This is a genomic window from Pseudomonas tensinigenes (genome assembly GCF_014268445.2).
Classification (GTDB): domain Bacteria; phylum Pseudomonadota; class Gammaproteobacteria; order Pseudomonadales; family Pseudomonadaceae; genus Aquipseudomonas; species Aquipseudomonas tensinigenes.
Genome location: NZ_CP077089.1, coordinates 5,159,143 through 5,184,937, shown reverse-complemented (window position 1 = coordinate 5,184,937; position 25,795 = coordinate 5,159,143). Strand labels below are relative to the sequence as shown.

Annotated in this window: 29 protein-coding genes, 1 pseudogene and 1 riboswitch; of the genes and pseudogenes, 8 read left to right on the top strand and 22 right to left on the bottom strand. The window is 52.9% G+C overall.

Annotated features, from left to right (window positions below):
* Positions 1-103: 103 nt before the first annotated feature.
* The 5 genes from nhaA to HU718_RS22965 all read right to left on the bottom strand — a co-directional run bounded on the left by nhaA (position 104) and on the right by HU718_RS22965 (position 3,577).
* On the bottom strand, positions 104-1,306 hold the full coding sequence (gene nhaA, locus HU718_RS22985) for a Na+/H+ antiporter NhaA (protein WP_186614623.1): 1,203 nt from the start codon (positions 1,304-1,306) through the stop codon (positions 104-106).
* A gap of 310 nt (positions 1,307-1,616) precedes the next feature.
* Positions 1,617-2,147, bottom strand: a complete 531-nt coding sequence (ppa, locus tag HU718_RS22980) for an inorganic diphosphatase (protein WP_055135310.1) — start codon at positions 2,145-2,147, stop codon at positions 1,617-1,619.
* A 2-nt stretch (positions 2,148-2,149) separates the two neighbouring features.
* On the bottom strand, positions 2,150-2,503 hold the full coding sequence (locus tag HU718_RS22975; protein WP_008438039.1) for a DUF190 domain-containing protein: 354 nt from the start codon (positions 2,501-2,503) through the stop codon (positions 2,150-2,152).
* 10 nt (positions 2,504-2,513) lie between these two features.
* On the bottom strand, positions 2,514-2,897 hold the full coding sequence (gene crcB / locus HU718_RS22970) for a fluoride efflux transporter CrcB (RefSeq protein ID WP_055135309.1): 384 nt from the start codon (positions 2,895-2,897) through the stop codon (positions 2,514-2,516).
* A gap of 138 nt (positions 2,898-3,035) precedes the next feature.
* Positions 3,036-3,097, bottom strand: a riboswitch (Fluoride riboswitch).
* Between the two features lie 144 nt (positions 3,098-3,241).
* Positions 3,242-3,577 (bottom strand): hypothetical protein, encoded by a 336-nt coding sequence (locus HU718_RS22965; RefSeq protein WP_186614625.1) that lies wholly within the window; start codon positions 3,575-3,577, stop codon positions 3,242-3,244.
* Positions 3,578-4,040: 463 nt separating this feature from the next.
* Here HU718_RS22965 and HU718_RS22960 point away from each other — a divergent pair, with 463 nt between their 5' ends.
* Positions 4,041-4,481 carry a 3'-5' exoribonuclease gene (locus HU718_RS22960; protein ID WP_186614627.1) on the top strand — a complete coding sequence of 147 codons (441 nt, stop codon included), beginning with the start codon at positions 4,041-4,043 and terminating at the stop codon, positions 4,479-4,481.
* A gap of 158 nt (positions 4,482-4,639) precedes the next feature.
* Positions 4,640-6,121 (top strand): Shedu immune nuclease family protein, encoded by a 1,482-nt coding sequence (locus HU718_RS22955; protein ID WP_186614629.1) that lies wholly within the window; start codon positions 4,640-4,642, stop codon positions 6,119-6,121.
* A gap of 197 nt (positions 6,122-6,318) precedes the next feature.
* Here HU718_RS22955 and HU718_RS22950 read toward each other — a convergent pair whose 3' ends face one another.
* From HU718_RS22950 to HU718_RS22940, 3 genes are read right to left on the bottom strand one after another with little or no spacing between them, the layout of a single operon-like run.
* Positions 6,319-6,708 carry a hypothetical protein gene (locus tag HU718_RS22950; protein ID WP_054090284.1) on the bottom strand — a complete coding sequence of 130 codons (390 nt, stop codon included), beginning with the start codon at positions 6,706-6,708 and terminating at the stop codon, positions 6,319-6,321.
* 2 nt (positions 6,709-6,710) lie between these two features.
* The gene (locus tag HU718_RS22945) at positions 6,711-7,181 is read right to left on the bottom strand and encodes a hypothetical protein (protein WP_186614631.1); all 471 of its coding nucleotides are present in this window, start codon (positions 7,179-7,181) and stop codon (positions 6,711-6,713) included.
* A gap of 42 nt (positions 7,182-7,223) precedes the next feature.
* Positions 7,224-7,619, bottom strand: a complete 396-nt coding sequence (locus HU718_RS22940) for a DUF6957 family protein (protein ID WP_186614633.1) — start codon at positions 7,617-7,619, stop codon at positions 7,224-7,226.
* Positions 7,620-7,776: 157 nt separating this feature from the next.
* Between HU718_RS22940 and HU718_RS29930 the strand changes: the two genes are divergently transcribed.
* The gene (locus HU718_RS29930; RefSeq protein WP_186614635.1) at positions 7,777-8,232 is read left to right on the top strand and encodes a helix-turn-helix domain-containing protein; all 456 of its coding nucleotides are present in this window, start codon (positions 7,777-7,779) and stop codon (positions 8,230-8,232) included.
* A gap of 6 nt (positions 8,233-8,238) precedes the next feature.
* On the opposite strand, the gene HU718_RS22930 is transcribed toward HU718_RS29930, so the two are convergent.
* Positions 8,239-8,961, bottom strand: coding sequence for a hypothetical protein (locus HU718_RS22930; RefSeq protein ID WP_186614637.1), 723 nt, complete (start codon positions 8,959-8,961; stop codon positions 8,239-8,241).
* A gap of 12 nt (positions 8,962-8,973) precedes the next feature.
* On the bottom strand, positions 8,974-9,672 hold the full coding sequence (locus tag HU718_RS22925) for a GIY-YIG nuclease family protein (RefSeq protein WP_186614639.1): 699 nt from the start codon (positions 9,670-9,672) through the stop codon (positions 8,974-8,976).
* Positions 9,673-9,925: 253 nt separating this feature from the next.
* Here HU718_RS22925 and HU718_RS22920 point away from each other — a divergent pair, with 253 nt between their 5' ends.
* Positions 9,926-10,552, top strand: a complete 627-nt coding sequence (locus HU718_RS22920; protein WP_225936818.1) for a hypothetical protein — start codon at positions 9,926-9,928, stop codon at positions 10,550-10,552.
* A gap of 94 nt (positions 10,553-10,646) precedes the next feature.
* Here the strand turns inward: HU718_RS22920 and HU718_RS22915 are convergent, their stop codons facing one another.
* From HU718_RS22915 to HU718_RS22900, 4 genes are all read right to left on the bottom strand, one after another.
* Positions 10,647-11,681: an AAA family ATPase gene (locus tag HU718_RS22915; RefSeq protein ID WP_186614641.1), complete on the bottom strand. Its 1,035-nt coding sequence runs from the start codon at positions 11,679-11,681 to the stop codon at positions 10,647-10,649.
* Positions 11,666-13,228, bottom strand: a complete 1,563-nt coding sequence (locus tag HU718_RS22910) for an ATP-dependent nuclease (protein WP_186614643.1) — start codon at positions 13,226-13,228, stop codon at positions 11,666-11,668. The genes HU718_RS22915 and HU718_RS22910 overlap by 16 nt, the downstream gene beginning before the upstream one ends.
* A 183-nt stretch (positions 13,229-13,411) precedes the next feature.
* Positions 13,412-13,882, bottom strand: coding sequence for an SH3 domain-containing protein (locus HU718_RS22905; protein WP_150749982.1), 471 nt, complete (start codon positions 13,880-13,882; stop codon positions 13,412-13,414).
* A 127-nt stretch (positions 13,883-14,009) separates the two neighbouring features.
* Positions 14,010-14,486 (bottom strand): hypothetical protein, encoded by a 477-nt coding sequence (locus HU718_RS22900; RefSeq protein WP_186614645.1) that lies wholly within the window; start codon positions 14,484-14,486, stop codon positions 14,010-14,012.
* Positions 14,487-14,624: 138 nt separating this feature from the next.
* On the opposite strand from HU718_RS22900, the gene HU718_RS22895 reads away from it, so the two are divergent.
* Entirely contained in the window at positions 14,625-15,914 is a 1,290-nt protein-coding gene (locus HU718_RS22895) for an RES family NAD+ phosphorylase (protein WP_186614648.1), read from the top strand.
* A gap of 61 nt (positions 15,915-15,975) precedes the next feature.
* On the opposite strand, the gene HU718_RS30045 is transcribed toward HU718_RS22895, so the two are convergent.
* The 5 genes and pseudogenes from HU718_RS30045 to HU718_RS22875 form a co-directional block, all read right to left on the bottom strand.
* Positions 15,976-16,362: a DUF7693 family protein gene (locus HU718_RS30045; protein ID WP_437180883.1), complete on the bottom strand. Its 387-nt coding sequence runs from the start codon at positions 16,360-16,362 to the stop codon at positions 15,976-15,978.
* Between the two features lie 156 nt (positions 16,363-16,518).
* Positions 16,519-17,127: pseudogene (locus HU718_RS29715) on the bottom strand (histidine phosphatase family protein); the annotation flags it as partial.
* A 68-nt stretch (positions 17,128-17,195) separates the two neighbouring features.
* Positions 17,196-18,197, bottom strand: a complete 1,002-nt coding sequence (locus HU718_RS22885) for a metallophosphoesterase (RefSeq protein WP_186614652.1) — start codon at positions 18,195-18,197, stop codon at positions 17,196-17,198.
* A 384-nt stretch (positions 18,198-18,581) separates the two neighbouring features.
* Complete coding sequence (locus HU718_RS22880) at positions 18,582-18,902, bottom strand: hypothetical protein (protein WP_032900654.1); 321 nt, start codon at positions 18,900-18,902, stop codon at positions 18,582-18,584.
* Between the two features lie 167 nt (positions 18,903-19,069).
* A complete protein-coding gene (locus tag HU718_RS22875; RefSeq protein ID WP_186614654.1) occupies positions 19,070-19,537 on the bottom strand; it encodes a helix-turn-helix domain-containing protein in 468 nt (155 codons plus the stop codon).
* 299 nt (positions 19,538-19,836) lie between these two features.
* Between HU718_RS22875 and HU718_RS22870 the strand changes: the two genes are divergently transcribed.
* From HU718_RS22870 to HU718_RS22860, 3 genes are all read left to right on the top strand, one after another.
* Entirely contained in the window at positions 19,837-20,394 is a 558-nt protein-coding gene (locus HU718_RS22870; protein ID WP_186614656.1) for a hypothetical protein, read from the top strand.
* 943 nt (positions 20,395-21,337) lie between these two features.
* Positions 21,338-21,739 (top strand): hypothetical protein, encoded by a 402-nt coding sequence (locus tag HU718_RS22865; protein WP_186614658.1) that lies wholly within the window; start codon positions 21,338-21,340, stop codon positions 21,737-21,739.
* An 83-nt stretch (positions 21,740-21,822) separates the two neighbouring features.
* A complete protein-coding gene (locus HU718_RS22860) occupies positions 21,823-22,287 on the top strand; it encodes a 3'-5' exonuclease family protein (protein WP_186614659.1) in 465 nt (154 codons plus the stop codon).
* Between the two features lie 281 nt (positions 22,288-22,568).
* On the opposite strand, the gene HU718_RS22855 is transcribed toward HU718_RS22860, so the two are convergent.
* From HU718_RS22855 to HU718_RS22845, 3 genes are all read right to left on the bottom strand, one after another.
* Positions 22,569-23,120, bottom strand: a complete 552-nt coding sequence (locus HU718_RS22855) for a hypothetical protein (RefSeq protein WP_186614660.1) — start codon at positions 23,118-23,120, stop codon at positions 22,569-22,571.
* A gap of 149 nt (positions 23,121-23,269) precedes the next feature.
* Entirely contained in the window at positions 23,270-23,677 is a 408-nt protein-coding gene (locus HU718_RS22850; RefSeq protein WP_186614661.1) for a hypothetical protein, read from the bottom strand.
* Positions 23,677-25,794, bottom strand: coding sequence for a hypothetical protein (locus tag HU718_RS22845; RefSeq protein ID WP_186614662.1), 2,118 nt, complete (start codon positions 25,792-25,794; stop codon positions 23,677-23,679). Before HU718_RS22845 ends, HU718_RS22850 begins: the two co-directional genes overlap by 1 nt.
* Position 25,795 lies beyond the last annotated feature (1 nt).

Below are 25,795 nucleotides of genomic sequence, written 5' to 3'. Positions count from 1 at the left end.
CTGTATCGTGATCCTAACGACAAAATGATGGCACTTCGTTAGACGGTGCTCCTACAGCAGAAATTCTGATGGAGAGAAATTCTGCTGTCAGCTCATTTTCTAATCACCTCGATAGAGTGGCTGTGGCAACGGCAGGCGCAGCGTTGCGACGCAAAATCAGGACTCCACCGATTGCAGCCAAGGTCGAACCGATCAACACGCCGACTTTTACCTCGTCAATCAGGTGAGCTGATCCAGCAAACGCCAAGTTGCCAATGAACAGGCTCATGGTGAAGCCGATGCCACACAGGAGCGCAACGCCGTAAAGCTGTGCCCAATTGCTGCCTTCTGGTAGTTTGGCCAGGCCCATACGAATGGCAAGAGCAGCCAATAGGAAGATGCCAATCTGCTTGCCCACCAACAAGCCCAGCGCAACACCCAGAGGAACCGGATCGACTAGGTTCTCCATGGAAATACCTGCCAGTGAAACGCCCGCATTGGCGAAGCCGAAAATCGGCACCACAGCGAACGCAACCCACATGTGCAGCTTTTCCTCCAGGAATAGCAGTGGAGACCGGGCTTCCTCTTCAGGCTTGCCCATTGGGACGCACAGAGCTACAGCGACACCCGCAAGGGTGGCATGCACTCCCGACTGCAGCACGAAGAACCACAGCACACCGCCGACCAGCAAATAAGGGAATAATCGTCTGACGCCCAATCGATTCATTGCGATCAGAATGACCAGGGTTACGAGCGATGCCAGCAACATCGGCATGGAAAGACCGGTGGTGTAGAAAAAGGCGATGATGACTACAGCACCCAGGTCGTCAATGATCGCCAAGGCGGCGAGGAAGACCTTCAGCGACGTAGGGACTCGCTTACCTAGGAGCGACAAGACGCCCAGGGCGAACGCGATGTCGGTAGCGGCAGGGATAGCCCACCCCTTCAAGGTCTCAGAATTCCCCCAGTTGATTGCGATGTAGATCAGCGCAGGCACCACCATGCCGCCTATAGCACCAAATCCCGGCAAGGCACGCTGGCCCCAAGTGGAGAGCCCGCCTGCCAGAACCTCCCTTTTGATCTCAAGGCCGACCATCAGGAAGAAGATAGCCATCAGGCCATCATTGACCCAATGCTCCACAGACATGCCCAGCCAGACACTGTGCAAGGCGGCAAAATAACCTTGCGAGAGAGGCGAGTTAGCCACAATTAAGGCCGCGAGTGCTGCGCCCATCAGTACGAGACCGCCAGCGGATTCCGACGATAGGAAGCGAGCCAGGATCGCGGCTGCTCTAGGGGTTTCTGCGGGAGTTCTGCTGTGAGTCATCAGTGTCCTTACGCTTTTATCCAAAGCGATTATTTTAACATCCGAGGTTTACCAACGCGGCAGGGCACATAGCCTGTAACGATTTACACCAAGCCCTAATCAGCCTCCAGCCTGTTCCCCGGCAGAGGCTCGCTCACGAAACTCAGGAGCACGCTCCAAGCGCATATCCTCAATAGGCGAGCGAACATTGATCATTCCTTACAGGCGTGTGGTTCCCCGGATATTTGATGATTGAAGCAACTGAAACCCACCATAAATGCCCGCACCTCAGCGCGATCCTCCGACTGTGGCATTTCAATCTGGAGTAAGCCTATTTGGGGATATACGCTGCTACCGACTTGCGAATTTCTTCCCGCGCTTCATCCGCGCTCCCCCAACGCCCCATCTTCACCCACTTACCCGGCTCCAGTGCCTTGTAGTTTTCGAAAAAATGCTGGATCTGTGCGAGGAGTAACGCAGGGAGGTCTGAGCACTCCTTTACATCGCTGTACATTGAGCTGAGTTTTTCATGAGGCACTGCGATCACCTTGGCATCCGCACCAGCTTCGTCCGTCATGTACATCACACCCACCGGGCGACTGCGGATGACAACGCCAGGTGAGACGGGATAAGGGCAAACCACCAGGACGTCCAGCGGATCACCATCGTCGCTCAGCGTGTTCGGGATAAACCCGTAGTTGGCCGGATAGAACATCGGTGTGCTGAGGAAGCGGTCAACGAAGATCTGCCCACTTGGCTTGTCCACTTCGTACTTGATCGGAGTGTGGTTTGCAGGAATCTCGATAACGGTGAAAAAGTCATCGGGGATGGCTTTGCCAGCTGGGATGTCCGCGTAGCTCATGTTCATAGCTCCGAAGTTGTGGAGGGGGCTGCGCTGGAAGGCGTTTTTCCAAGGGTGCCCATCTCGATTGGCGTCTTAGTGAAAAACACCGATATCTCCTCGGAGTCCAGTCGTGTGAACAACCGTTCTGCCTCATCTTCCGTGATTGCCAAGCGAATCTCCGTGGGTTGATCCGCCAGCTCAAAAAAGTGCGATGAATGCAGTTTTCCGGTGTGCCCAAACCCTTCGATTCCAGTGCAGAGCGTGGCGCCTCGCAAACCCATTTCTTTAGCCACGTCGACGATCCATTCGCCTAGCATCTTTCCCTGATAGCGACGGTTTTGTTGAGTAAAGAAAACGACCATAAAGCCTTTCATTTCAATCTCCTCAGCGAGTACCAATCATTTGGTAGGACAGAAGCCCGGCAGCGGTCATCGCTAACGAACCTACGACGTGCAACGAAATTGAGCCGAGCGCCCAGAGCAGTCTGCCTTCCTGAATCAAGGCAACCGTTTCGGCTGAAAATGTAGAGAAGGTAGTAAGGCCACCACAGAAACCCGTGATGATTAGGAGACGCCACTCAGGGCTTAGGGTCGGAGATGCGGCCAAGAATGCGATGGCCAGGCCAATGATGTAACCCCCAACCATGTTCGCAACCACAGTACCTGGAGGAATCGTCGGGAACAGAGCATTCAGCTTCATCCCCAAGAGCCAACGTAACCAAGCTCCAAGTGAAGCACCCACTGCAATGACGATTAATGACTTCAGCATGGTGAGCCCACCTCATCAGACCTGAATGGAGTAACAGGCAGAAGGCAGGCGCAGAGAAGAAAGGGAAACTCGAAGGGTAAGATCATATCCTGTCCTAAATTGGAGGACAGGGAGGCACACCTACGCACCCTGTCCAGGGTTCACGTAGGCATCATCAGCACGAAGGCGGTTAAAGGAGGAATGCCATCTCCTGATCTGATCCTATAGCATCAGCGCCAATGGCATCAAGAGGCATCAAGAGCAGTTGCATGTAAGCGATCTGAAGGCCCTTTAGCCATGCAAGATGTTTGATCAATGATCCATGTACGGGCCGACCCTTTGCACGATTAGGTCATTTGGCGCATTTACATGGATTTAACCGATACCACTTCCACGTACTTGTACTTCTTCCTAGCAGCCTTCACAGCCTCCTGCTCAGCAAGCAATGAGCTCAACGTATCGGCCTTGTGAATCAACTCGATCATTTTCCCCTCAAACTCGTTTCCAACACGTAGCGTGACCCTCAGTCTGGGCGTAAATGCTTTCGACACTTTCTTCTTCACTTGGGGAGCTTCTGCTGGCTTTGTAGGTACCACCTCTGGCACATGCTCCTGTACTTGAGGGGCAGGCACCTGCTCTTCGGGCTGAGGCGTACCGAATAGGGCACGACGCATTTCTTCTTCAGTTAATTCAGAGCTCATAGAACATCTCAAAAGGACGCATTTCGCTGGGCAAGTTTTAATAGGATTGTTGCTGACTGGTATTCGTGGAGCCTGTGCGGACGTCAAATCCCCAATTCGATTTCAAGACAAGAGCCTCGTAAGGCTTGCGAAAGCTTCACCTTTGGCAACAGTGTAATGAGCCCATCAACTAAGTTGCTAGCGTGACGAGCGTACAGCGTGACTGTGCCTGCATCAGGCGTTCGACCTGGCACGATGGCACCTACCCGCTGCTGGGCAATTTTCAGTATGCTCAAGACGTCCTGACTCACCTGATTGATGGACAGGTGCTCAACCAATGGTCTGGGCGGAGGCGCGGCGCGGCTCCACATTTCGATGACCGCTTGGAGGAGTCCGTCTGAGCCAAGATGCTCGAGGGCCATTTCCCATAGCTGACCTTCCTGCGCCATATCCAGGCGAGCCCTAGCCATTGCGGAGTTCTAACATGAGGCTCTTTCTTGATTGCGAGTTTACCCGGCTATCAGCAGAAGCGAAGCTGATCTCACTCGCATTGGTGGCTGAGGATGGGCGCGAATTCTACGTGGAATTGCTCGACACATGGCGAGAAGAAGACTGTAGCGATTTCGTCGTACAAGTCGTCCTTCCGCAGCTGTGGGGAGGGAGCTACTCGCTACCCACAGCTGAAGCCAGGTTGTCTCTGCTCAAGTTTCTGACGTTGTTCAAAAATGAGGTCGAGATCGTCACGGATGCCCCTCAGTACGATTGGGAGCTTTTTTGCAACCTGGTATATGAGGACGGACGATGGCCCAGAATCGTTCGCAATTTTCCTACCGATGCGACGACGCTTGCTCCAACCAGCGAGGGTGAAGAGTTGCCTCACCACGCCTTACTCGACGCCAGGATTATCGCTGGCATGTTCAGTTAAAATATAAACGACTTGCAGCCTTCCCAGTGTTATACCGCTCTCTCCAGACAAGCTCTCATCAATCCCTTCTCCAAAACACTAGCGGCTCGCTAGACTCGCACTCGGCCCGCCAGTGCGTGGGCAAGTAGAAACCATAACTCGATCAAGGACGAAAGCACATGCCATCCATGCGCCCCTCACAGTACGCCATGCAACAGCGCGCGGATGGCGGCCCATTCCTTCGTTTCGACAATGGTGAAGCGAGAGGGTTGAGCGAGGGAGAACTCGAAGCACTGGAGTCGGGCGAATACGACGAAAATGACTACTATGGCCCCACACTCGTTTTCTACAGCGATGTACCCCTGCCGGACAACGGGTCAGGCTGGCATCTCCTATTGATGGTCACCTCCGAGTATTTGACCATTTATCCGATCAACGCCCGCTCGGAACACTCTGAGTACGGTAAGCCCAAGTACAACAACATCCTGTCGATAGTGGTTACTCGCCCTGTCTTCCAAGAGTATCCACATCCTAACAATCAGGATGAGCTTGAGGATTTACTAGGACTTCTCCCTGTAGGGCTCACCAAAGACTGGCGCTACGGTCTCGGCTTCCACTACGAGTACCGATATATAATCCAGGCTTTAAATGATCTGGAGGGGATCGACACACTGTTTCTGCATGGTGGGCCAGGGAATTTTGATGCGAAAATCGAGGGCAATCAATTCTGTTTAGGCGTTGCTCAGCTTGAGAAAATGGAGCGAAGCCTTGATCGGCTAACTCAGCGGCATCAGCGAGAAACCGCTGCCGACAAAAAACTTGTTTGCTACACGGGGCTCCTGCACAAAGCGGCCCCCGAGCTCTATCCTCCACGTGAACGCAAGCTCCCGCCAGATCTGCTTGAAAATCTTGTAGCGCTGGGGTCAGTGGCACCTCGTCTATCACCCAAAGATCAAAAGCAGGCAGTCATGCTTGCCCAGCAAAGCGTCTCCGCGCTGGCGAAATCTGCACCAAAAGCCCTTTATCAGCTGAAGTCTGAGATCGAGCTCATAACGCTCGGCGAACTCATTGAGGTGTATCGGAAAATGCTGGAAAGCAACGCCGCCGAGAACAAGTGGCAACGCTTCTTGCGTGAGCACTCTTTCGTACTCGACATGGCGTTCGGTTATCCCGTCAAGATGATTGCAGAACAGCCCTATGTAGGCGGTAAGGACATCAGAGGTCAAGGGGGCCAGTATTCCGACTTCCTGATGGCTGCGAAGGCCACCGGAAACCTTGCTCTGATCGAGATCAAACACCCTCAGCACGACCTACTCGGAAAAGCCTACCGCAAGACCTACGTACCATCTTACGAACTCGGTGGATCCGTGGCCCAGGTCATTAGCCAGCGAAGCGTTCTGCAGAAGAACATTCTCGGTCTGAGCGAGGATCTCGATGACCGTGTCCACGCACATGCCGTGGCGGCCATTGTCATCATTGGCCGTACCCCATCAAAGATTGGTGAGCAGCGAGCCTTCGAGCAGTACCGGAACAGCCTCAAGGATGTCTTGGTAATTACCTTCGACGAGATGCTAGGTCGGCTTGAGGGCATTCATAAAGCTTTGACGCCAAAACCGCCAATAGCGCACTTGCCCCTCAGTGATGAAGACTTACCCTTTTAAAATGTCCGTCACTGGATATAGGTGCGGCTGAGGCTTTACAGCCGTTTTGGGTCGCCCAAAGAGGTCGGGCTGCTGATCTATAGTGTCCAGACTGATCAGGGGTGGAAAGCAACCCCGCCAAGGCAGAAACCCGGCTTTTCCGGGGTTGGTTCACGACACCAGTCCCTGAAGAGGGGCAAGCCCAAAACGATCAACGACTACTGGAGGCGATCCGGCGTTGGCAGATACCTGTCTCCCGCTATGCGCATGAACTCACGCAAGCTACGCCGTCCGACGTCCCGCCTGAACGTCGCAATGACGTACTTCGAGTTGACCGTATTGATCACCCAAAACCTGTCTTCCTTCGTTACGGACTGAATGTCGGATGTCCGAATCAGCCGACCATCTGCAAATCGTTGGTACGGCCCAGGGCAAATGTGACCGAACACCACACCAACAGCACTGCACGCATGAATATGGACATTCACCAGGTAGGCCGTGACCAGCCCGTCGTAGTCTTGATTCACTGCTTTGGCGATGCGAAGAAGGTCGAAGTCCGAGTAGCGCTTTTCATGTAAATCGACTGCGACGGTATTGATGTCGTCCATAGCTACAGAGCCTCCGACGCTGAGGCTACGCCGGTGGTTGCAGCACTGCGCCGATATAGCTCCCTGACCCCAACCAAGGTATCGACATCGAGGTCGCGCTGATGGGTATTGACGTACACATCACCACTCTCGACCTGCAGAACACAGATTGGCACTTCTGCCTGGTTGAACCCCATGGAAAGCGATTTCAGCTTTTCCATCTTCCAGCCTGACCCTTTGTTCATCCATGCCGGGGTAACGACCTGGACATCTTGAATGACCATGCTCTCGTCTTGGGAGACCAGCAGCTCCACCAAGCGAGGCTCATCGTTCAGCATCTCTTCATAAGCTACGAATCGCCCCTCATGCCGGCGCTTGAGGCTCACGTGATACCAATGGGTAACCAAGGATCGCGACATGGCGTGAAAGTGAGCGAGACCATCCCCGAACATACCCACCGGGCCGGCCTGGTCTTGCATGCTAATCCTGAACATCGTGTATCTCTTGTTGAGCAGGCCCGCGAAGTGCGCCTGCGATTAACATAAGCCAAATATTGTCTTCAGCGAGGCAGTCATCTCGCGCCCTTTTCCCACGAGCACGTACACCGTGTTTCGCGTCTCGAACAGGCAAACACCGTCGAACGATTTACACAGGGTCGAGCGCACCCAGCCCCCTGGCGGAAACCGGCCATGACCGTCATGGACGACGCAGTGGGCATACATGAACATCGGTTCCAGACCAGTAGCTCGTACTTTCGCGAGCGACTCTGGGGACTCGTCGACGTGGAAGATGACCCAGTCCTCGACGGTGCAAAAAGGCTTACGACCGAAGCGCCCCGCGACCAATACTTCCACTTCTGCATGAGACAGCGACGTGCCAGCAGAGGAGATTTCCCCCTCCCGCAGCAGCGCGTGCGCAGAAGAATTAGTCATAAATTGATGATCCTCTTGGCGACAAAGAAAATAGGGCTCTGCGCACGTACAGATCGCAAAGGTGGCGCATCTTTCGTTCCATCGCAATGACTATATACATTTGTGTGGAACTCATCAAACGGGGCATACCGTCTCCTTTTGTGGAGAGGTGCGCTGGATGTCTTTGCGGAAGGCATACGCGGCAACACTACAGTGGCTGAGGGTTCGACGTGGCTTATCGCAAGCAGACCTCCAGCATCAGACTGACCAAGGTCACATAAGCCGGCTGGAGGCATCGACAACGTCAGTAAGCGTCGACCTCAGTGCCGACATCGCTAAAGCGCTAGGCTTAATGCCACTGTCCTTTCTCACGCTCGTGGCCGCTGCCGATGAGGGCAAGACCGCGCGCTCAGTTTTGGATGACACAATGAAAGAACTCATGCAGCTTGGAGTTCTAGATGAAAAGCTACCTGCCGAACCCCAAAAGCTCACTACACCCCAGAGAATCGCTGCCGCAGAAAGACTCAAAGCGGTGCGCGATCTTAAGGCGGCAGGCCTTTCTCAAGCGGAGGTTTGCCGGCAATTAGAACTGCCCAAGAGCACAGTTAACCGGCTGTGGTACGTCGGCGGTTGACCGTGCTCAGGTCTCAAACTCAAGAATATCAGCGGCCTGCCTTGCAACGAGAACGACGTTCCGATCAATAGGTTCTGATCCCTGATCGGGTCGCTCAAGATATGGAGACTCAGGAATCCCCTGTCGATAATGCTTTAGGACGTACATCGCCCGCTTTCGCTTGCCACGAAGGGAAATGAATCCTTGATCCTTGGAAACCGTCTCCGCGACCTTTTTCATCTCACTATTCAGTCTTGCCTGGTCTAGAGATGACGCCATTTCCTCAGCCTCATCCGCAGCCTGCTCAAATCTATCGAGTGCCTCTGTGAAGTCCTGGTAGTCACCTACCTCACAGGCCATAGCGACTAATAACGCCCCGCTGGTAAAGAAACACTGAAGGTGAGAGTAATCAGGACAGGATTTTCGAGCCCTAGCCACGACCTCCGCTTCCCTAGACAAGAACTCCTGTCGGAGCTTATCCGCCTCAGCCTGGACGTCTGTGATTTCGGAAACCAGATCGGCGAGTTGTTCCTCCAAAAGGCTATGCTCGCGATAAATGAATACCACAGCAGGCTTGAGGCTCTCGCAGGCTTTGATGAAGGCTTCGCGATCTAGCATGGCGACTGCAGAAGAGCCTGTAGAGACAGAATCACCTTCAATGATCTGGGTCGGTATTGTGACCAAAGCCTTCATCAACATTTCAAGGCAAGTCTCTATCGACTCGACTCGCAAATAGCTAATCACTTCCATTTGAGTACCTATTCACAGCCCAGCCACCGGCACAGACTTACCAAAAGTTTTGATCTGCTCAAGATCGGAGGCGTCGAGATCGAACCACTCACCCTCAAGGCGCTTTGCTTGATAAGTGATGTGGAAGCTTCGCTCTGCATGACTGTAATCGTCAAACCAGGCGTAATGTTCAAGGCTTATGGGAAAGGGGAGCTTGACCTCAAAGAGCCGAGTGCGAGCTTTCAGGTGAATTGTTTTGCCGATCTTGAAACCCAGCTTAGATCGAATGACATAGACGTACCCACCTGTCGGCGAATTCGAGGGACGACTCACACCTTTCACGGACGGTGGTGGTGCAGGGATGTCGAATCCAGCGATGTCTGGAAAATATTCGGCATGTAGATCTGGAAGACCGTACCGGTTGACCACGTCAGGAGCAAAAGCAAACCAGTGTTTGGCTTGCACCCAGTAACGTCGTCCATTCGAGCTGGGCCGAAGCGTGACATCAGCCTCGCGCCACAGGTTTTTTGCACGGTCTGACTCTCGATCAACGGTCATGATGATCCCGAATGCGCTCACCTTACCAACCTGGGCCCTCGCGTCCCAACCGGCCAGCACAATGCAGTCCTTGGGACGCACCTGGAGAATCAGGCCGGCCAAATCGGAATCAACTTGCAGGTCGTGCTTCACGGGCATAACAAGTTTCTGGGGATCAAACCGATAAAATTTCATACACGCTTCCTTGCAATGACTACTGGGCTGCCGCGATAACGTACCCTCTGAAGCTCAATTAAGCGCCGAAACCGTGCCCAGCATAGATCAGAGCCATTTTTCGATGTCCCCGCAAAAAGGACACTGTGACCTCAACCTGAGATCACGCTTTCTCGCACAGTAGCCCAAGCCAGAAAACCACCTACTGGTTGCCGATAGTCCACCCAGACTCGTAAAGTTCTACACCATGGACTGGCCAACGTGAGGAGACGATATGGATGAGGAATCGCTACCGATGCTCGACCCGGAGCTTGAGGCCATCCAGTGGCCGGCAGACTTCTCCGGCCAGCAGCTGTTTATCCAGGGTGAGGATTGGCAGTACAACGCGATGCTGAACTGGTCTCACTTTCGTGCCGACCTCTATGCTTTTGCATACAAAGATGCCGCCGACGGTCTTGTGGAGGCCATGGCGAATCGTCAGGTGCCATTGGACAGCGGCATTTATCCTTTGCTTTTTCTGTACCGCCATTCCTTGGAGCTGCAGTTCAAGCTGATGCTAAAGAGTGCTCGCGCTCTGACAGGCAAAGAGCCCAAGAACTACGATAAGCATCCGTTGATGCCTCTGTGGTCGGAGTTGCGGCATCTGCTCAAGGACTTGGGGCTAGAGCGCTCTGACGTCAACGCTACTGCTGTTCACGAATTCATTCGCCAGTTGGACAACGTCGACCCAGACTCGATGGCGTTTCGGTATGCGACGACCAACAGTGGTAAAGACCATCTCCCAGACGTTACGCATATCAACATCCGGCACTTGCGCGAGGTGCTCAACAGCGTCTTCGTTTGGCTAAACGGCACATACAGCTGGATTGGGGAGATGGAGCAGGGCCAGTCTTTCGACTGATCACGCTAGGTGTCATGCCCAGCGGTTCCCCTTCATACTGAGCATACTTTCTGGACAAGGTCTTACGCCAGACATCACCACCCATGGCTACGACCTAGTCCGTTTTAAATGGTTTGAAAAGTTTTTCGGGCGCTAGGTACAGCCTTCCGCGAGTCCGTGAGAAGGCAACATAGAGTTTGTTTTTTGTCTGTGGAGGGAGCGCGGCAAGCGAGGATGTCTGGTAGATCTTCCAGTGAGTAGTACCCAGCACTACGCACACATCGTTGTAGTGATCCAAACCCTTACTAGCGCCCCAGTTGTTAGACAGACACCCGTATTTGTAATGCTCCTGGTAGAACAGCTTCACCACGTTGCCATCCGCGTGCACGGCGTTAGCATCCACTTGATTGGACAGAGGAATGATTTCGGTTTCATACGTATGCTGTGACTGCATGTCAATCTGGAGATGTGTACGGATAAAATCACATACGGTGACGCCACACCTCCAGCTTCGGCTCAGTGTTTCCTTGTCGACAGTCACACCCGCCTTTTGAAAGAGTTTTTCATATTTCCCAATGTCAGCGTGTAGCGAGCTGTTCACGTTTCCATCACGACTGGTGTCGAACGTATGCTGGTAGAAGTCACCTACAAACAGCATCTCAACCTTGGCTTTCGCTAATGCCATTAGCAGGTTGAAATCATGGCCTGCTAGGTCTTGAACTTCGTCGACATAAAACTCATCGTAAAAGCGCTCCATTCGAGCCATCAAGTCAGGAATTGCATCAACGGTCTCTAGGAGCTTTGCGAGGCGGTTGTGGTAAACGCTGCCGCTTGTTGTGGCGTAATACGCCATATTGTCCCGTTTGAGCTTTAACGTACGGGCGTGCGGAGCTCGAAAGCTGATTCCCCGCGTCTGCATATGCACTTGCAGCAGAGGGCGATAGCAGAAGCTATAAAGGAACGTGAAATAACTCAGCAGGTTGATGTTTTTTGGGACATGGCCAAACCGTTTGATGATGCTATCGCGCAAATGGCGATAGTTGTTCTCCGTGTAGGTGATTATTAGTGCGCGCTTTTCTAGGCTCAGACGCTTCACTAGCAGGGTGGTCTTCCCTGACCCTGCCACGGCGAACATCACTCGTTTATCCATTGGATTGCCTCCGCGATGTAGGCAGGAACGGTGAGCTCGCCTGGCTTTCCCTTGAGCAGCTCAAACGCGGCTTCTGCCTTGTTTGCCAGCATGTATTCCAAGGGGGAGAGGGTTTTTCGTCCTGGGCCGAAGACGGTCTTGCAGGTTTCCTCGTTGTCGTTGTGCAACCCTATTTCGAAGGTTGAACGGTCATTGTCTTTGTCGGCAAAGACTTTGGCATTATCCGAAGCGAAGTCGACGTAGTTTTCTACGCAGTTTTTCTGATAATCCTTGTCATTGTCTCGTATGGCTGCGACTCGAATTCCGAGCAGGTTAGCTAGCTCCATGTACCTTTTGAAGCTGGTGCCCCCAATAGAGATTATGTGAACGTCATCGACATGCGGTAGACGCCCATTTGTACATTGCTTATAGAACTCTTCCACCAGGATGAATTCAGCATCACCTTCAACCAATATCACCTTCTTCGAGAGCGCGAACTCCAGGACGTTGTTGTCCGGGGCCTTCATGAAGAATTCTGCGGTGTCAGGTGATAGGGCTTTAAGTGAGCCAGCAGCTGCATTCGGGCCGATCAAAAGGGCATGCCGAAGATCAAGCCTTGAGCAGATATGGCTGCTGTGGGTTGCAATGAAAAGCTGGGTGCTCTCGTTCTCCGCTAGCTTGGCGACAAGTGCTTTCATGGAGGAATGGCTGAGGTGGTTCTCAGGCTCCTCCAAGAGCATTACATCCAAGCCGCCTTGCTTGTGCTTGCTCAGCGCAAATTCTGTCTTGATGAAGCACTGCCTTCCTTTGCCGTGGTTCTCAAGCGGAATATTGTCTTCCGTGATGATTAGGTCAGTTTCCAGGTTCGACCGGACGCTACTCCGTACGCCAAACTGATACGCGGGTAGGTCAGCGTTGAGCGCTGCGAGATGTTGTCCTGTAAAAGCCTGCTTGCCTTGGCGGTACAGGTTTTCAAGTTTATAGCGGTCTTCAACGGGGGCGTTGAAAGCGTAAACGGCTCGGGTGTATTCACGAGACGCGTGATCGCCATCAATACGTGAACCGTCTAGCATCATGTGCTTAATGGGGCGGTTGAAAGCTGCATAGGGCCTGCCGGCGAACGTTTCAAACCGCACCGCGTAATACTCGAATGGGAAGTTCGGTTGATCATCAGCCAAGATGGCTTGCACCGCTTCGCCATATTCGGCCATCACCGCAAGGATCATGCGCACGCCGTCAGTCGGGCGCTGGTGGGCATTGTTGGTTCCATAGAGACTTTCGTCGTCACCTTCCTCTAGGAAAACGTCGACTATCAGCTCAGGTAGTTTCTCCAGGCTCTTCTCCCCAGCGAGGAAAGTGTCAACCGAATCCTTGTTGAGCAGAGCTTCTGCACCCAGAGCTTCAATGCGGTTGCGACTCCCGCCGAGCGCGAGGTCTAGCGCGAGCAAAATGCTGCTTTTTCCTGCCTCATTGTTGCCAATCAGCACATTCTTCCCAGACTCAAAATCGAGCGTGAGCGTTTTGAATTTTTTGAAATTCTGAATTACCACTTTCCGTATGGTGTGCATGTTTAGCCCTGAGCTGGAAAATCAAAAATGAAGTTGAACCACATGGTTGTTGAGTCAGGTGGTTACGGATTCATAGCCAATACATATCCATCTGCAACGAAACCTCGTCAAGAGATCGGCTCGTTTACCGGCTAAAGCGCCTACGAGAGTGTAATCCCCCGCAAGACGCCATCAGATAATCGCTCAAACGCCGTACCGTTTGTTACCGCCAGAGGTAATGCAGTATCGACCACCCCTAGGCCCTATACACACGTTTCCAGAGGAACAGGGGCACGAGGAACCGTAAGCTGGAGTCTGTTGGCGAGCGGGCAGTGGAAGCTGGGCCGACGGTCTGGGCTTCGGCACAACGTAGCAGCCAGGCCCACTGCATAGACTCTTGGACGAAAGCCATTTCGAAGATTGACCATCAATGCTGATGCGCGCCCATTCATTCCTCGTCTCGAAGACCTGAACCTTTTCCCCGCGCTTCAGTTTGGAGATGACCTTTCCACCAGGTTGATCCCTGACATTGAGATTATCGGCACTCACGAAGTGCTCAGTTGCGGAATCAGGAGCCGGGGCTAGCGGTGAGGCCGGGGAAATCGACGCAAGCGTATTCGGCGTGCTAAGAGCATGTGGCTGTACCGGGGCTGGAGGCGTGTCTTTCTTCCCCATTGCCCACAGGACGGCAAAAAGGATCAGGAGCGGGACAAACCATGACTGGGACTTCTTGCGCATATCCATTGCTCTCATTCGTCACGTATGACAACGGCTGTCCTCCTGACCAACCTGACATCATCACCTATTGCGAGCTTAGCCAAGCTTCCACTTTTTGCAGCCTGTTCAGTACCAAAAGCGTGGGCTTGCCAAGATCCAGTACCCAAAGCAGCCGACTTCTCGCCCCAGGGGAAGGGAACCATTCGGCAACTTCAACGTTGCAGTGTTTTGAATCGCTCAACGCCCATTTCACAATCATGTCTGCTGCAGCTCTGTAGTGATCAGCCATGAAGAACTTTCTGTCCTCTACGGGCCATCCACGCTCCCCTAGCTGCTCGGTCACATCAGTGACGCCAGTGTCACCGAAGAACGCATCGGTATCCGGGTAGTGAATCCCTGCAAGCGATACTTTGACGACCCCTGCCTCTCGGTCAAAGTACGAAAGGAAGTGCCAGCCACCGGTGCTGCACCCCAGGCGCGGGAAATTGATTGCGGCCTTACCAGTTATGTAGTGCCGGCGAGAAACGCGTTTGAGGTCAAAATCGAAGAGCGGTTGCTTCATGTGACATGCCTCTGTGCACCTGCGCTACCTGATTGCCAGGACACGCCCTGAAGACTAAGACCCAGCAAGTTTCCATCGGGCTCAGCGTCTAAGGTGACTTAGAATCACCGCCATCTGAACTTTGCTAGGCACAGCCCCATGGACAAAGACCTGATCTGCCACCAATGCTTGAACGAAGCCTATCTCATTGGGTTGATCAGGCGAACAGGCGTGACTGCGGAGTGCTCGTTCTGCTTAAAAAGGCGTAAGGCTATCCCATTCGAAGACCTGATCAGCATGGTCGACGATGTCCTCCAGAAGTATTGCCATCCTGGAGCGATATATGACCAGTACGATGACAATGGAAAGCGCTCTGAAACAGAGCAGACTGGCGACCCCCTTATCTTCTATGTCGCAGAATTACTTGGTTTAGATGAGGACGACCCGGTCGCCGAGCGTGTTCTCTGCGACCTCAACGAAAGCTCCCATTACGACATCATGCAAGGAGGTGAAGCGAGGTACAGTGATGATGAAAACTATGAGTGGAGAGTGATTCGACCGAGAGAAGCAGAAGCTCGATGGCTGAATTTTCAGAACGAAATGAAGCATGGAAATCGATTTTTTAGTCAGCATGCCAAGGATTTTCTGGACTGGCTGTTTCGAGGGCTTTCAACCTTCAAAAGCCCTAATGGATCAATGTCCGTTGTCAAAGAGCTTGTCGACGATCAGATCTTTCGTGCCAGGCGCTGTGATTCCGCTTCAGAATACGACTCGATCATTAGCAACCCTGCTGCAGAACTTGGCCCGCCACCCAAGGAGGTCGCAGGGGCTGGCCGAATGAACCCTAAAGGATTGGCCGCTTTTTACGGAGCTTTTGACCGAAAAACCTGTGTTGCCGAGCTTCGCCCACCAGTTGGAGGACGAGTCGTCAGCGGCGAATTCAAACTCACAAGACCCGTTCGCGTCCTGGATTTCATTGCATTGGATGAAGCCTACGAAGCGAGGCCGTTGATTGCGTTTGAAGCCAGCTACGAAGAGCAAATGGGTAGGCGCATCTTCTTGAAAACACTCCACGCAAAAATTACCGTCCCGGTGCTTCCGAATCAGGAACACGAATACCTAGCTACACAAGTCATGGCGGAGTACCTAGCGACACAATTCGACCCGCCGCTCGACGGTGTGCTGTTCGAATCCGCTCAAGTGCGGAAAGGTACAAACCTGACCCTTTTTAATCATGCCGTGGTGGCTTCACTCGAGCCTAGAACTGCTTTCACGAACTTGGATGATTTGCTTAGCAGCCCGTCATCGCAGACGCCTGCGATTGAGTACGTGCCTGACACGCTGGTAAGGCATAAGGTTTGTCGTGTCAAATTCATAACTGAAGACCTGCAGCGCGATGATGGTCAGCCAGAGTCCGACGAGCATTACGACGACTGGGATGATTACTAAAGGCAATGTTTTAGAAGATGCGCGGTTGCGGCAGTCGTCGTTGCCGACTAAAAGTCGACCGCTAGAGAGCCTTCAGCAGGTTCTCAAGCATCTGATGCTCCCATACAGATAGCAGTGCAATGGGGTCTGTGCCAAAGCGATCTCCGGAGTCAAACGACCAGTGTCGCCCATCCGGGCTGATACATTTTTCGCAGTAATCCAACTGATCGCAGTCGTTATAAATCGATATCTGCCAATCATCTACATTGATCTGGAAGTGGCCGGCATAAATCTCGCCCCATGATTCATGACCAACCTTATTCATGACGCTTCGACCGAAAATCGCCTCCCTTAGTACCTGGGATACTTCTCTTGCGGAGAGCTCAGCCGCAGTGTTTTCGCTAACGCTACCTACGTGGGATGAACGCGCTGCCGCTCTGGCCTCTTTCAGCCTTTGCTCAGCGTACATAGCCGGGTCATCAGCTGGCAGCGGGTAGCCGGCAGCGGATAGAGCTTCGGCGCGTTCTTCAATGAGTAGGCGCTCGGGATCGCGAACCTTTTGGTAGGCTCTGCCCGGCACGCGCCAAGTGTTATCCGTTCGTGGCTCCTCAGGGGCTGACCGGCTTACTCTCCAATCGGCTTCGGCGGGTTTTTTCGAAAGCAGGCACTCACCGCAGTTGGGCACGTGGTTCGCGATTTCATACTCGCGCCAGTCCACCATAGCTCCGCTATCAATGCCGAGCGGTTTGCGCTCAATCAGCCAGGCTACAGCGTTAATGAACTGGCCATGAGAGTACGCAACGATTCCTTGGGCGGGATGTTCAGCAAGACGCTCCAAGAAAGACTGAGCTCTAGCTATGAAATCTAGAAATGACTCAGCGCCTTCACCATCCGTGAAACCAGGATCTGCCTTGGCCCAATACGCCTCTACCCATTCGCGCCGATCAGCGACGGTTGTGCTAGTGCACCGCGCGGGTTCAAGGTAAGTGAATTCTTGGATGGGCCAAGTTTCAAAAGGGATATGAGGAAACACCGCTACGGTCGCCATAGCGGCTGAGTGCGCTCGGGTGAAAGGCGAGGCAACGATCAGAGCCGGAGGATGGTTGAACGACAGAGCCACCAGGTGCGCTTGCTCAAATCCTTTCGGAGTCAGAGGAATGGTCGAGTGATCTAAAGTGGCTTGGCCCGCGTTCGCAGCGCTCTCTCCATGTCGTATTAGTCTCACATGCTTCATTTACGAACTACTTGCACAGATTCGGCCATCATTTCTCTTAGATCCCCAAGATTACTGCTACTCATCCTTCAATCAAGAAGTCTCGAAAGCAATCCCTCTATCTGGGTGCCTGCATGCTTGAATTTCAGCTCTTCGAGCTTAGCTGCCCTTCGTTCGCCCGTGAGCAGGCTGAGTCCGTGCAGCGTGTTAAGTAACTTCTGAGACTCGCCAATTTCCGAACGTAAGGTCAGCCAGGTAGTGTTCAATCGACGAGCCAACTCGTCGGCCTCTTGGCTCAAGCTTTGCGACTCAATTAGCTTATTGGAATGGGCGGCTGCGTTCAGACGGCCCGCCGTCCGTTCAAGTTCGTCCAGCAGCTCGGTAACGACATCCGACTGGTCAAGAGACACGCGGCGCCCCTCTACATAAATCGTATCCTCCTGAACACAATAAATAGCGAGTGGCCCTTCACCCCCTCCCGTGCAATCGAGTGCCAGAACGTTTCCTAGTCGAACAGGCGCTGGAATCCAAGTGTGCCCGGTACATACGCGCCAAGCTCCTTTGACACCCTCTCGATGGTGCTTTTTGATCCGCTCGCGCCCCCACAGCGCGATTTCTTTGACAGCAGGGATTGATATGTCGCGAGTGAACTCGACCCATGACATTCCGGCAGGTATGTCCGCGTGAACAACGCCAACCAATCCGCGAGGCGACTCGATTTCTATGACGGATGGAAGGCTCTCAAGCTTTCCAATTATCATTTCTTTCGATTCGTCAGCTATGGTCGACCACCAGCTTGCGCCATGAGCTACGTAACGAGCGCTGGGGTTATCCCTGTAAGCATTGATAAGCATCTGCTCATGGTTACCTTGGACGGTGAAGAACCACGGCTCACCAAGAAGCTTAAGGCCGTCGAGGACTCCTGGCCCGCGATCTATGAGGTCACCCACCCCGATGACTCGGTCGATAGCTTTGTCGAAACCTAGCTTCAACAATCCTTTGTGGAGATCAATCGTCTTGAAGTGAATGTCACCAACGACGAAATCGCGACCGACATCGTTCCGGGGGAGCCTCAGGACTTTCTGACTCATGCGGGGGTTCCTTCCTCAATGGCCACCTACCAGGCTACCAAAACCATATTGTCCCCCCGACAACTGCACCTTCCAACAGAAATATGACCAAGCAGATGACTACGCTCCATTGCTTTGGGGCAAGCGGAGCGCGCAGGCCAGTAGGCCGGAGGCGCGAGGATGGAAGCCCAAAGGGCCATGACTTGGCGTCAGCCATAGCATGGTTTACGACAGCCGACCCGATAGGGCGCGCCATAAACCGCGATTTGCTCAGATTGTCTTCAGCAGTCGCTCGAGCGTCTGGGCTTTACGTAAACGGACGGAACTGGCTGATAGCTGCCTGGCGCTAGACTGCTATCGGCCACCTGAATCGCATAGGAATGCGCCCTGCAGATCCAAAAGCAGCTACGTCGGATTGCACTTTTCTCCGGCCTTATTTGCCTTGGAAGCGGCTTTCACTGCCTCGCTAACCAGCTTTCCATTTTGAGGGTTCATTGACTTATCCGGGCCATGCAACTCGTAATAGCCAGCAGGGCCATCCGGCATCAATTCTCTGCTGTAGCTCTTGAACACATTACAGGAAGTGGTTGCGCCGCAGCTCTGAGTAGAAAGTGAAGCGATACAGCTTTCGGCAAGCTGCTTCAGCTTTGTCATCTCCGCTTCCACAGTCTGTGCCTGCGCATCCGCCACAATTAGCAGCAAAGCTACGCCTAAGACTTTTTTCATCAAAACACCTGCTCTCTTCTTTAGTTGAGGGCAGACCTTACCTCTGCGAAGTTAGAGCAACCACTCAAAACCGCGTCAGAAACTGCATGAGCGAATGCAGGAGAAACGGTTGGTCGAGTGGGATGGTTACGCCAGGGTGAGTCAAGGATCGCTGATGTTCTGCCGGCTCAGGTATTCCAATATTTTTGGACAGTGCTTCGCGCAACGCCGAGCTTTTCGGCGATTGTTTTCCTGTCGAAACCTTGCGCTTTCAGGGCTCGAATGTAATTCGCATTAACGGGCCGCTTTGGCTTGCCTTGGGAGCGCTTGATGAGCTTTCCGTCACTGAATTGCTCCTCTACCAACTGCCACCCTCCAGTCATCTCGAATTCCCTGATTCGCAAGACAGTACGTTGCAAAGCCTCGGATGGAAGTTCGTCACCTTGCGCAGCAATGGCGAGAGTCACTATCGTCAAAAGGTCGAGGCCTAGGTAGTCAGCGATCTCATCCAGTTTCTCCAGCGTCGGCGTCGTCCTGGCCTGCTCAAGCTTCCCTACATTCGTTCTATGCGTTGCACCCGCCAGATCCTCGTAACTCAACCCTTGGTGTGCACGGGCTCCGCGTAATGCTCCCGCCAGCGCTTCCTTCAGATTCATGAGTCGGATCCCCAAAAGCGAGGATAGAGCCACGGGGAGCATGTTTCGATAAACAGATCATAGTGATATTATCGTGGCACTAGGTTCGTCAGGCGGTGGTCGATCAAGGCGTCACGGCGTCAGGGGCGATGGTTTGATCAGGAAAGCGGGCTGGTGGGACATGGCTCGGTGGCATTGACGCGAGCCACTCCATAGAGCGTGCATTGAATGGCCTCCGCGTGCCTACGTGCAACCATCATTGAAGGCTTCCTGGCATGAACCGAATGCGTTTTTTTAAGCGAAGGCAGGGATAGGTAGTAATGAAATTTGATTGCGTGAAGTTTTCTGGGAAAGTCGATTACGTTCGACATACGGATCGTATAAGTGGAGGGTATAAGGCTAATGTCAGTATTGATGGGGCCGTGATACCGAAATTACAGCTGACGAATAAGTTTTACGAAGAACTGGAAGCTGGCGAAAATGTGACGTTGTATGGCGTTTTTAAGAATAAAAGCAAAAAAGAAGAAAACGACGGCTTTATATATGGACTTGAGAAAGAGAGCGGCGAAAAAATGTTCGCAACTCACTATAGATATCAAGTTCCTATTTTTATGGCATTTACGGCAGCTATAGCTTTTTGCCTGACATTCGTTGCAGGGTGGTTTGCATCGATACTTCCAGTGCTGATGCTCTTTGGCAAAGATGATCCGAATTACATGTATAACACTACTGTATTTGCGACAATTGAAGCGAGTATGGTCGCTGCTTTTTTCCTGTGGCGGGCCTGGCTAATGTTCAGCGTTACGGCGGATCCAGAAAGCTGGGAAACCATTGAGCCAGCAACTCTTTCGAGCCGCTTCAGTAAGTTTTATAAGTAACACGTCTGTCGGTGGGTGGGGTACTTGCTCCACTTGCTTCACAGCGCGGCAAGATCCAGGTTCGCTGGGCAATGCCGCATGACTAGCAGATGGAGTCGTGGGCCGTGGGAGAGCGAATTAGTGAACAGTGGTGGGAGCTACCGGGGGAAGAGTGCGGAATCTGATAGCCTTAACGAGGCACAACCTGCATGAGCTCGAAGCCATCGAGCGCCTCGCCTCGACGCTTGGTGCCGACCGCTTCTGTGTTCTGGCATTGCAGATCGCTCACGAATACCCGATCAAGATCGAGGAGTCCTATCTATCTGTACGTAAACTGCAGCACAGCTCGGTCATTGGCATGAGCGCCGCCTCGTTTGAGGCGCTACGCTCCGTATGCGAAGTCATTATTGAGCGAGCTCCTGAGCTGCTGCGGATACTCTCATATCGCAATCGACATGAGAGTCGCACGACTATTCCCCATGGACTTTGGCTAGCTCTCCTAGACTGGGCTAATGGAGACATGTCTCAGATCTACGCTGTCTGATCGCATGGATTGATGGGCGCTGGGTTCGAAGATCGTTGCCACGTTCCACGATTGATCGCTGACAACAAGGTTGTTGGGAGCTTAGTCGCATACAGAAGGGAAGCATGCGCTCGCTGGCAGAATGCAAGGGGGAGGAACAGACTCAAGCCCATTGATCGCGGCAATTGTAGGTTTCAATGCTCGGCAGACCAAATATGGCATCTTTGCTTTTTCATCGTTGAGATACTGGCTGTCTAAAGTAAAGGGATGACTATGGCCCGAGTCTAAGGATCTTGGCCTGTGGGCAAGCGGAGCGCGCAGGCGTGTTGGATGAAAGCCCGGAGGGCCGAGACGTGGCTTGCCACGGCTCGGTTCACGCCAGCCATCCGCCGAAGGCGGCACGCCATAACCACCGCCCTGTTTTGTGAAAAGGAGGCTTAAATGACCTGCGATTTACTCCGCGAGCGTGAGAGAACTAGGCGAAGGGCTCTGTGGGCGCTTGCCACCTTCCACCCTGGTGATCCCAACGCATCCGACCTCCTGGCCATCCTCGATGATCTCTCCGACCAAGAGCGAAACGACACCCCCTATAGCGATAGGCTACTCGAGCTCACTGAGGTTCGTAACTCTGTCTCGGTGATGCGCCATAAATCCGGAATTGGCATCATTTTGGAGCAGACTATCCCGCAGCCGTGGAGGGAGCGGTTCCATCAGGCAAGCATCGGGTCGACCCGCGTTCCTGATGGGCCCTACGCCACAGACTGGGATAAATTTTTGGTTGAATGGGAGCGTGAGATGCAGCATCTGCAAAATCACCGAGTTGCACAGGCTACTAACAGCTAGAACGGCTGGCGAGCGATGGCGGCGCAACCACACAAGCAGTCGGTGTAGCCGCTGAAAATCCACCGTAAAACAGGAGCAGCAAGGTGGAACGGGCTTCGTTTTTTGTTGATTTTGAAGCTTCTGGAATAGCTCCTGATAGCTATCCCATTGAGGTCGCCGTCGTGTCGAGTGAGACCTCGTTCAGTTCGTTGATAAGGCCAGCACGTTACTGGACGCACTGGTCGTTTGACGCGCAAGACATGCATGGTCTCACTCAGGATCATTTGCTTCAGGAAGGTGATCCCCCCCACAGCGTGGCAGAACGAATGAATCAGCTGTTTTCAGGGCAGGTGCTTTGCAGCGACTCACCTCAAGACGTGTTTTGGTTCGACGTCCTTTATGAGGCAGCAGATCTGAGACCTACCTTCGAGTTGAAGCCTTTGGAGGTGTTCGTGGGTCGGCAGGCTGCCAGCGATATTTATCGCCTACTGCCGACAACCAGGCACCACCGAGCTTCAAATGACGCAATTGCTTTAATGAACGCCTGCCGTGCTTTTTTCGAAGCTTGAATTACAGAGGGGTGGATACCTACCCTCAGCTATGCGAAAGCGGTGAGTCCATTGAGGTATGGATGTAGCACAGCTTGTGCGACCGCTCGAACCGAAGTCAGGTGATCACGTGCCTGGTAGGCATGGCAAGCGGAGCGCGCAGGCGTGTGGGATGGAAGCCCGAAGGGCCGAGACGCTGGCGCTTGCGCCATAGCTCGGTTTACGACAGCCCATCCCCAAAGGGGCACGGCCCAACATTAGGTCGTAGGAATATAAGACCAAGACCAGGCCTGGTGTAGCCCTCAGAGCTCCGCATCCCATGCATCCATAGCCTCGCTAACAGTCGCGTACCACTCGAGCTCACCGAGCTGTAGAGCATTCGCGATTTGTCTGTTGGTATTTCCGTCGACCCAAGTCGGGAGGCTCTCTATGGCTCTTGTGAACAGACTGGCTGTCGCCACAGTGAATCGCCCCGTACCTGTACACTGGAGGCACACGTAGCGCACAGCAGCGCCAGTCTGCAACCGACGCCAAGCCACCACCTCGATACAGTCCATGGCGCTCACCGGAGCCTCTACGGTGGGACTCACTAACGCTTCCACCTCGGCATCTTCCGCCGCGCTGAATGATTTGCTAGGCGCGTCTGGTCTGTGGACAAGCTGCTTCAGCTGCTCACGTGACGCGACGATCTGTTCGCGAAGCTCTTCAGGATCTATGGACATACCGCCCTCCGGTGTCACCCTGAGGGTTTTGAGGCTGTTCGCTGCCCTGATGAACTCGCGCTCACGAGCTTTCTCATGGCTGGGGCAACGGTCGGGGCTGATGAGATTCCAAAAAATCGAGATTAGCTTCAATTCGTGTCTCCAGCAGTACGGTAATGTCCGAAGTATCTCCCGAGCATTTGACTCAAAGCTTTCCAACTCGAATGCTAGCGAATCGAGGCATCCAAAAACGCAGACAGCTGTCTTCGGTGGCCTACGCTTTCCTCGCAGAAGACCTGTATTCAGGATAGATCTTTGGTTTTGACGTACGGCAAAGGTCGCTCTAAATCCTCAAAGCTCATTCCCCGTCGAGTGGCGTTATGAGCCCAGCGTACAAATTGCTCAAGCAGCCTGTTGTTTTCGCGCGTGAGGCGTTGTACGCGTTCTTCCAGTTCTTTGTTCCGAGTTTCCATGAGTGCTATTTCGGGAGACTTGGATGAACCCTCATCTGAACTCCTGCACCGCTCTTTCGCATGATCCCAAGCGTCTTTAATTCGATCATGTCTCAGCATTGCTGCCTTGGTGTATCGATGACCTACATCTACGGCCAAAGTCTCTAAGTATAAATCCCAAGTGAGCTTTCCTGCCCATCCATCTAGTATATTTACCGATTGATTGATTATCGCATCGGTCATCTTCGGCGCGCCCATTAAAAGAACTCCAAAGACAGCAGAGCGGCCTCAGCTTCGTCGGCGGAATAAGGCTCCTGCTGCTGTTTACTGTCTGTTGTGATCATTCGAACGGCATGAGCCAGGCCGGTTTTGGATTGGGTATTCTCTGGTGGAGGGAGCGTGATCATGGTTCCATCAGGGATAGTCGGATCATTCATTTTCTCAAGTACCAAAGCCCAACGCTCCATTCTTGGTTGGTTCTGCTTGAGCCAGCGTGAGGCCCCCGGTTCGCCGTTTGCTAGCGCTGCTGAGGCAGCAGCGACAGCGTTTTTGTGCATTTTGAATTGAAACTCAGCCTCTGCCTTATGGCGACTGTCACCCTTCACGAATACATGCTCGGAACAATTTACGCAGTCTTTATCTAGAGGGCATGGAGTCAAGGCATAGTCATGTTTACAGAGGCCATAGCGCGTCATGCTGATTGCGCCTAGCTCAATGCCCATCGCTTCCCGTTCTGTCAGCCCATGGCTGGCAATCAGAGCGTGCAGTTTATCGCCCAGTGCTTCTCCTGAGGATAAGCCTCCGACGTTGTCACCGAGTTTGAGATAGGCTTCGATGAATGCCTCTTGAGGTAAATGGTCGTACCACGCATTCTGCCGGACATCCCTGCGTCCCGACCAAAAGGCAATCAACGATTGGCTTAGGTGCTTGCTCTGCGCAAGGGTGTTCAGTAGGTGTCGGAAACCGTGAGTCGTGATAGTCATTGGACTCCCGTCACGGTTCGTTTTCCCGTTCCTAGAAAAAATGGTAACGCCGTTTGGGTTGGAGCCAAGTTGGTTGTTTATCTGATTAATACTGAAGACTGCGGGAACATTGAAAAGCGACTCTGCGGTAGGATTCAGCACGTTCTCTGGTAGTACGAATAGCGCGTCCTGCCATTTCAATCCAGTCGATCCATCTAGGATGGGAAAGATCTCAGGAAGTTTTTTGAGCACAAAGCTTTCGAGTGACGAAAATTCGAAAAGTGCAGCGCCACGGGCCTTTAGATCGCTTACACGTAAAGGGTCGCTTGTTTTTCCCCCCGTCCTCACCAAACCGTACCTAACAGCGTGGCTGGAATGGATCTCAGTTTTTTTGCCTAAGATTTTGGACGCTTCGTAAAGGGTAATAGGCTTCCCCCTTAGGTTTTCAAGTTCGGGTGGTAGGTACAGCCTTCCAGGGTTCTGTGCGTACCACAATGCAGCCTTTCTGGCGGGTATTCCCAGCTCAAGTAAGAAATCGACAGTTTCTGTCGCCAGCCTTTCGAATTGCTCCGATGCCGCGAACTTAGTAAGCGGCACCCCGTTCTTCGCCGGATCCCACGCCAGTCCCATCATCGTGCCTTCGTCGCTCTGAACATGACGTATGCAGTTCAATGGGAGCGACAGGATCTCAGATCCCCGGCTGGGGGCGAACATTGCTAGTGTAACAAACGCTGTCACGACTCGATCCGGGATATGCTCACTCGTATGGTGAATATCTGCGAGATCGAGAATGGTTTGTACGCTAGGCAGGCGACCAACAACCTGATCGTTATTTTTCGGAGCAACACGATCCGTCCGGATTTGCTGTTTGTAAGGTATCGGAGAAACCCACTCAATAAACGTTGGTGTTAGCTTGGCGGGTGCAATGATTTGGGTTAGCAGGCGCTCCAGGCAGCGCCCGACACTCCAAGCATCTTTGAAGCGCTCACGTAGCAACTGTGCCGCATCGTCTAATACAGTCGCATCTAGCGCAGTTATGCATGCATTCCTGCCAGCATTCAATAGGGCCTGCTCTATCGCCTGCATTGCGTAGAGATAACGCTTAAATTCTTTAAGCCGAAAGCGTCGCATGATTTCACTGAAAGCCGATTTTGCGAACTCTAGAAATGGGCGCTCAAATGGTATTTCGACAATCGACTTGTTTTTTGAAGGGTCTCTCATGCATTTAAAATGAGCGATATCTTTCCTTCGTCCTTGGTTTTTACCAATATTGAAGCTGGTAATATCCCAGCTATTTTCATCCCAAATCACATTGGTGAACGGAATATTAGCTTTGGCATGAAGAATAAAGTTTTCAAGGTTGGCGCTTGCCGCCAATTCGGACTTGCCTGCGAAATGTACTAGCTCGCCCATG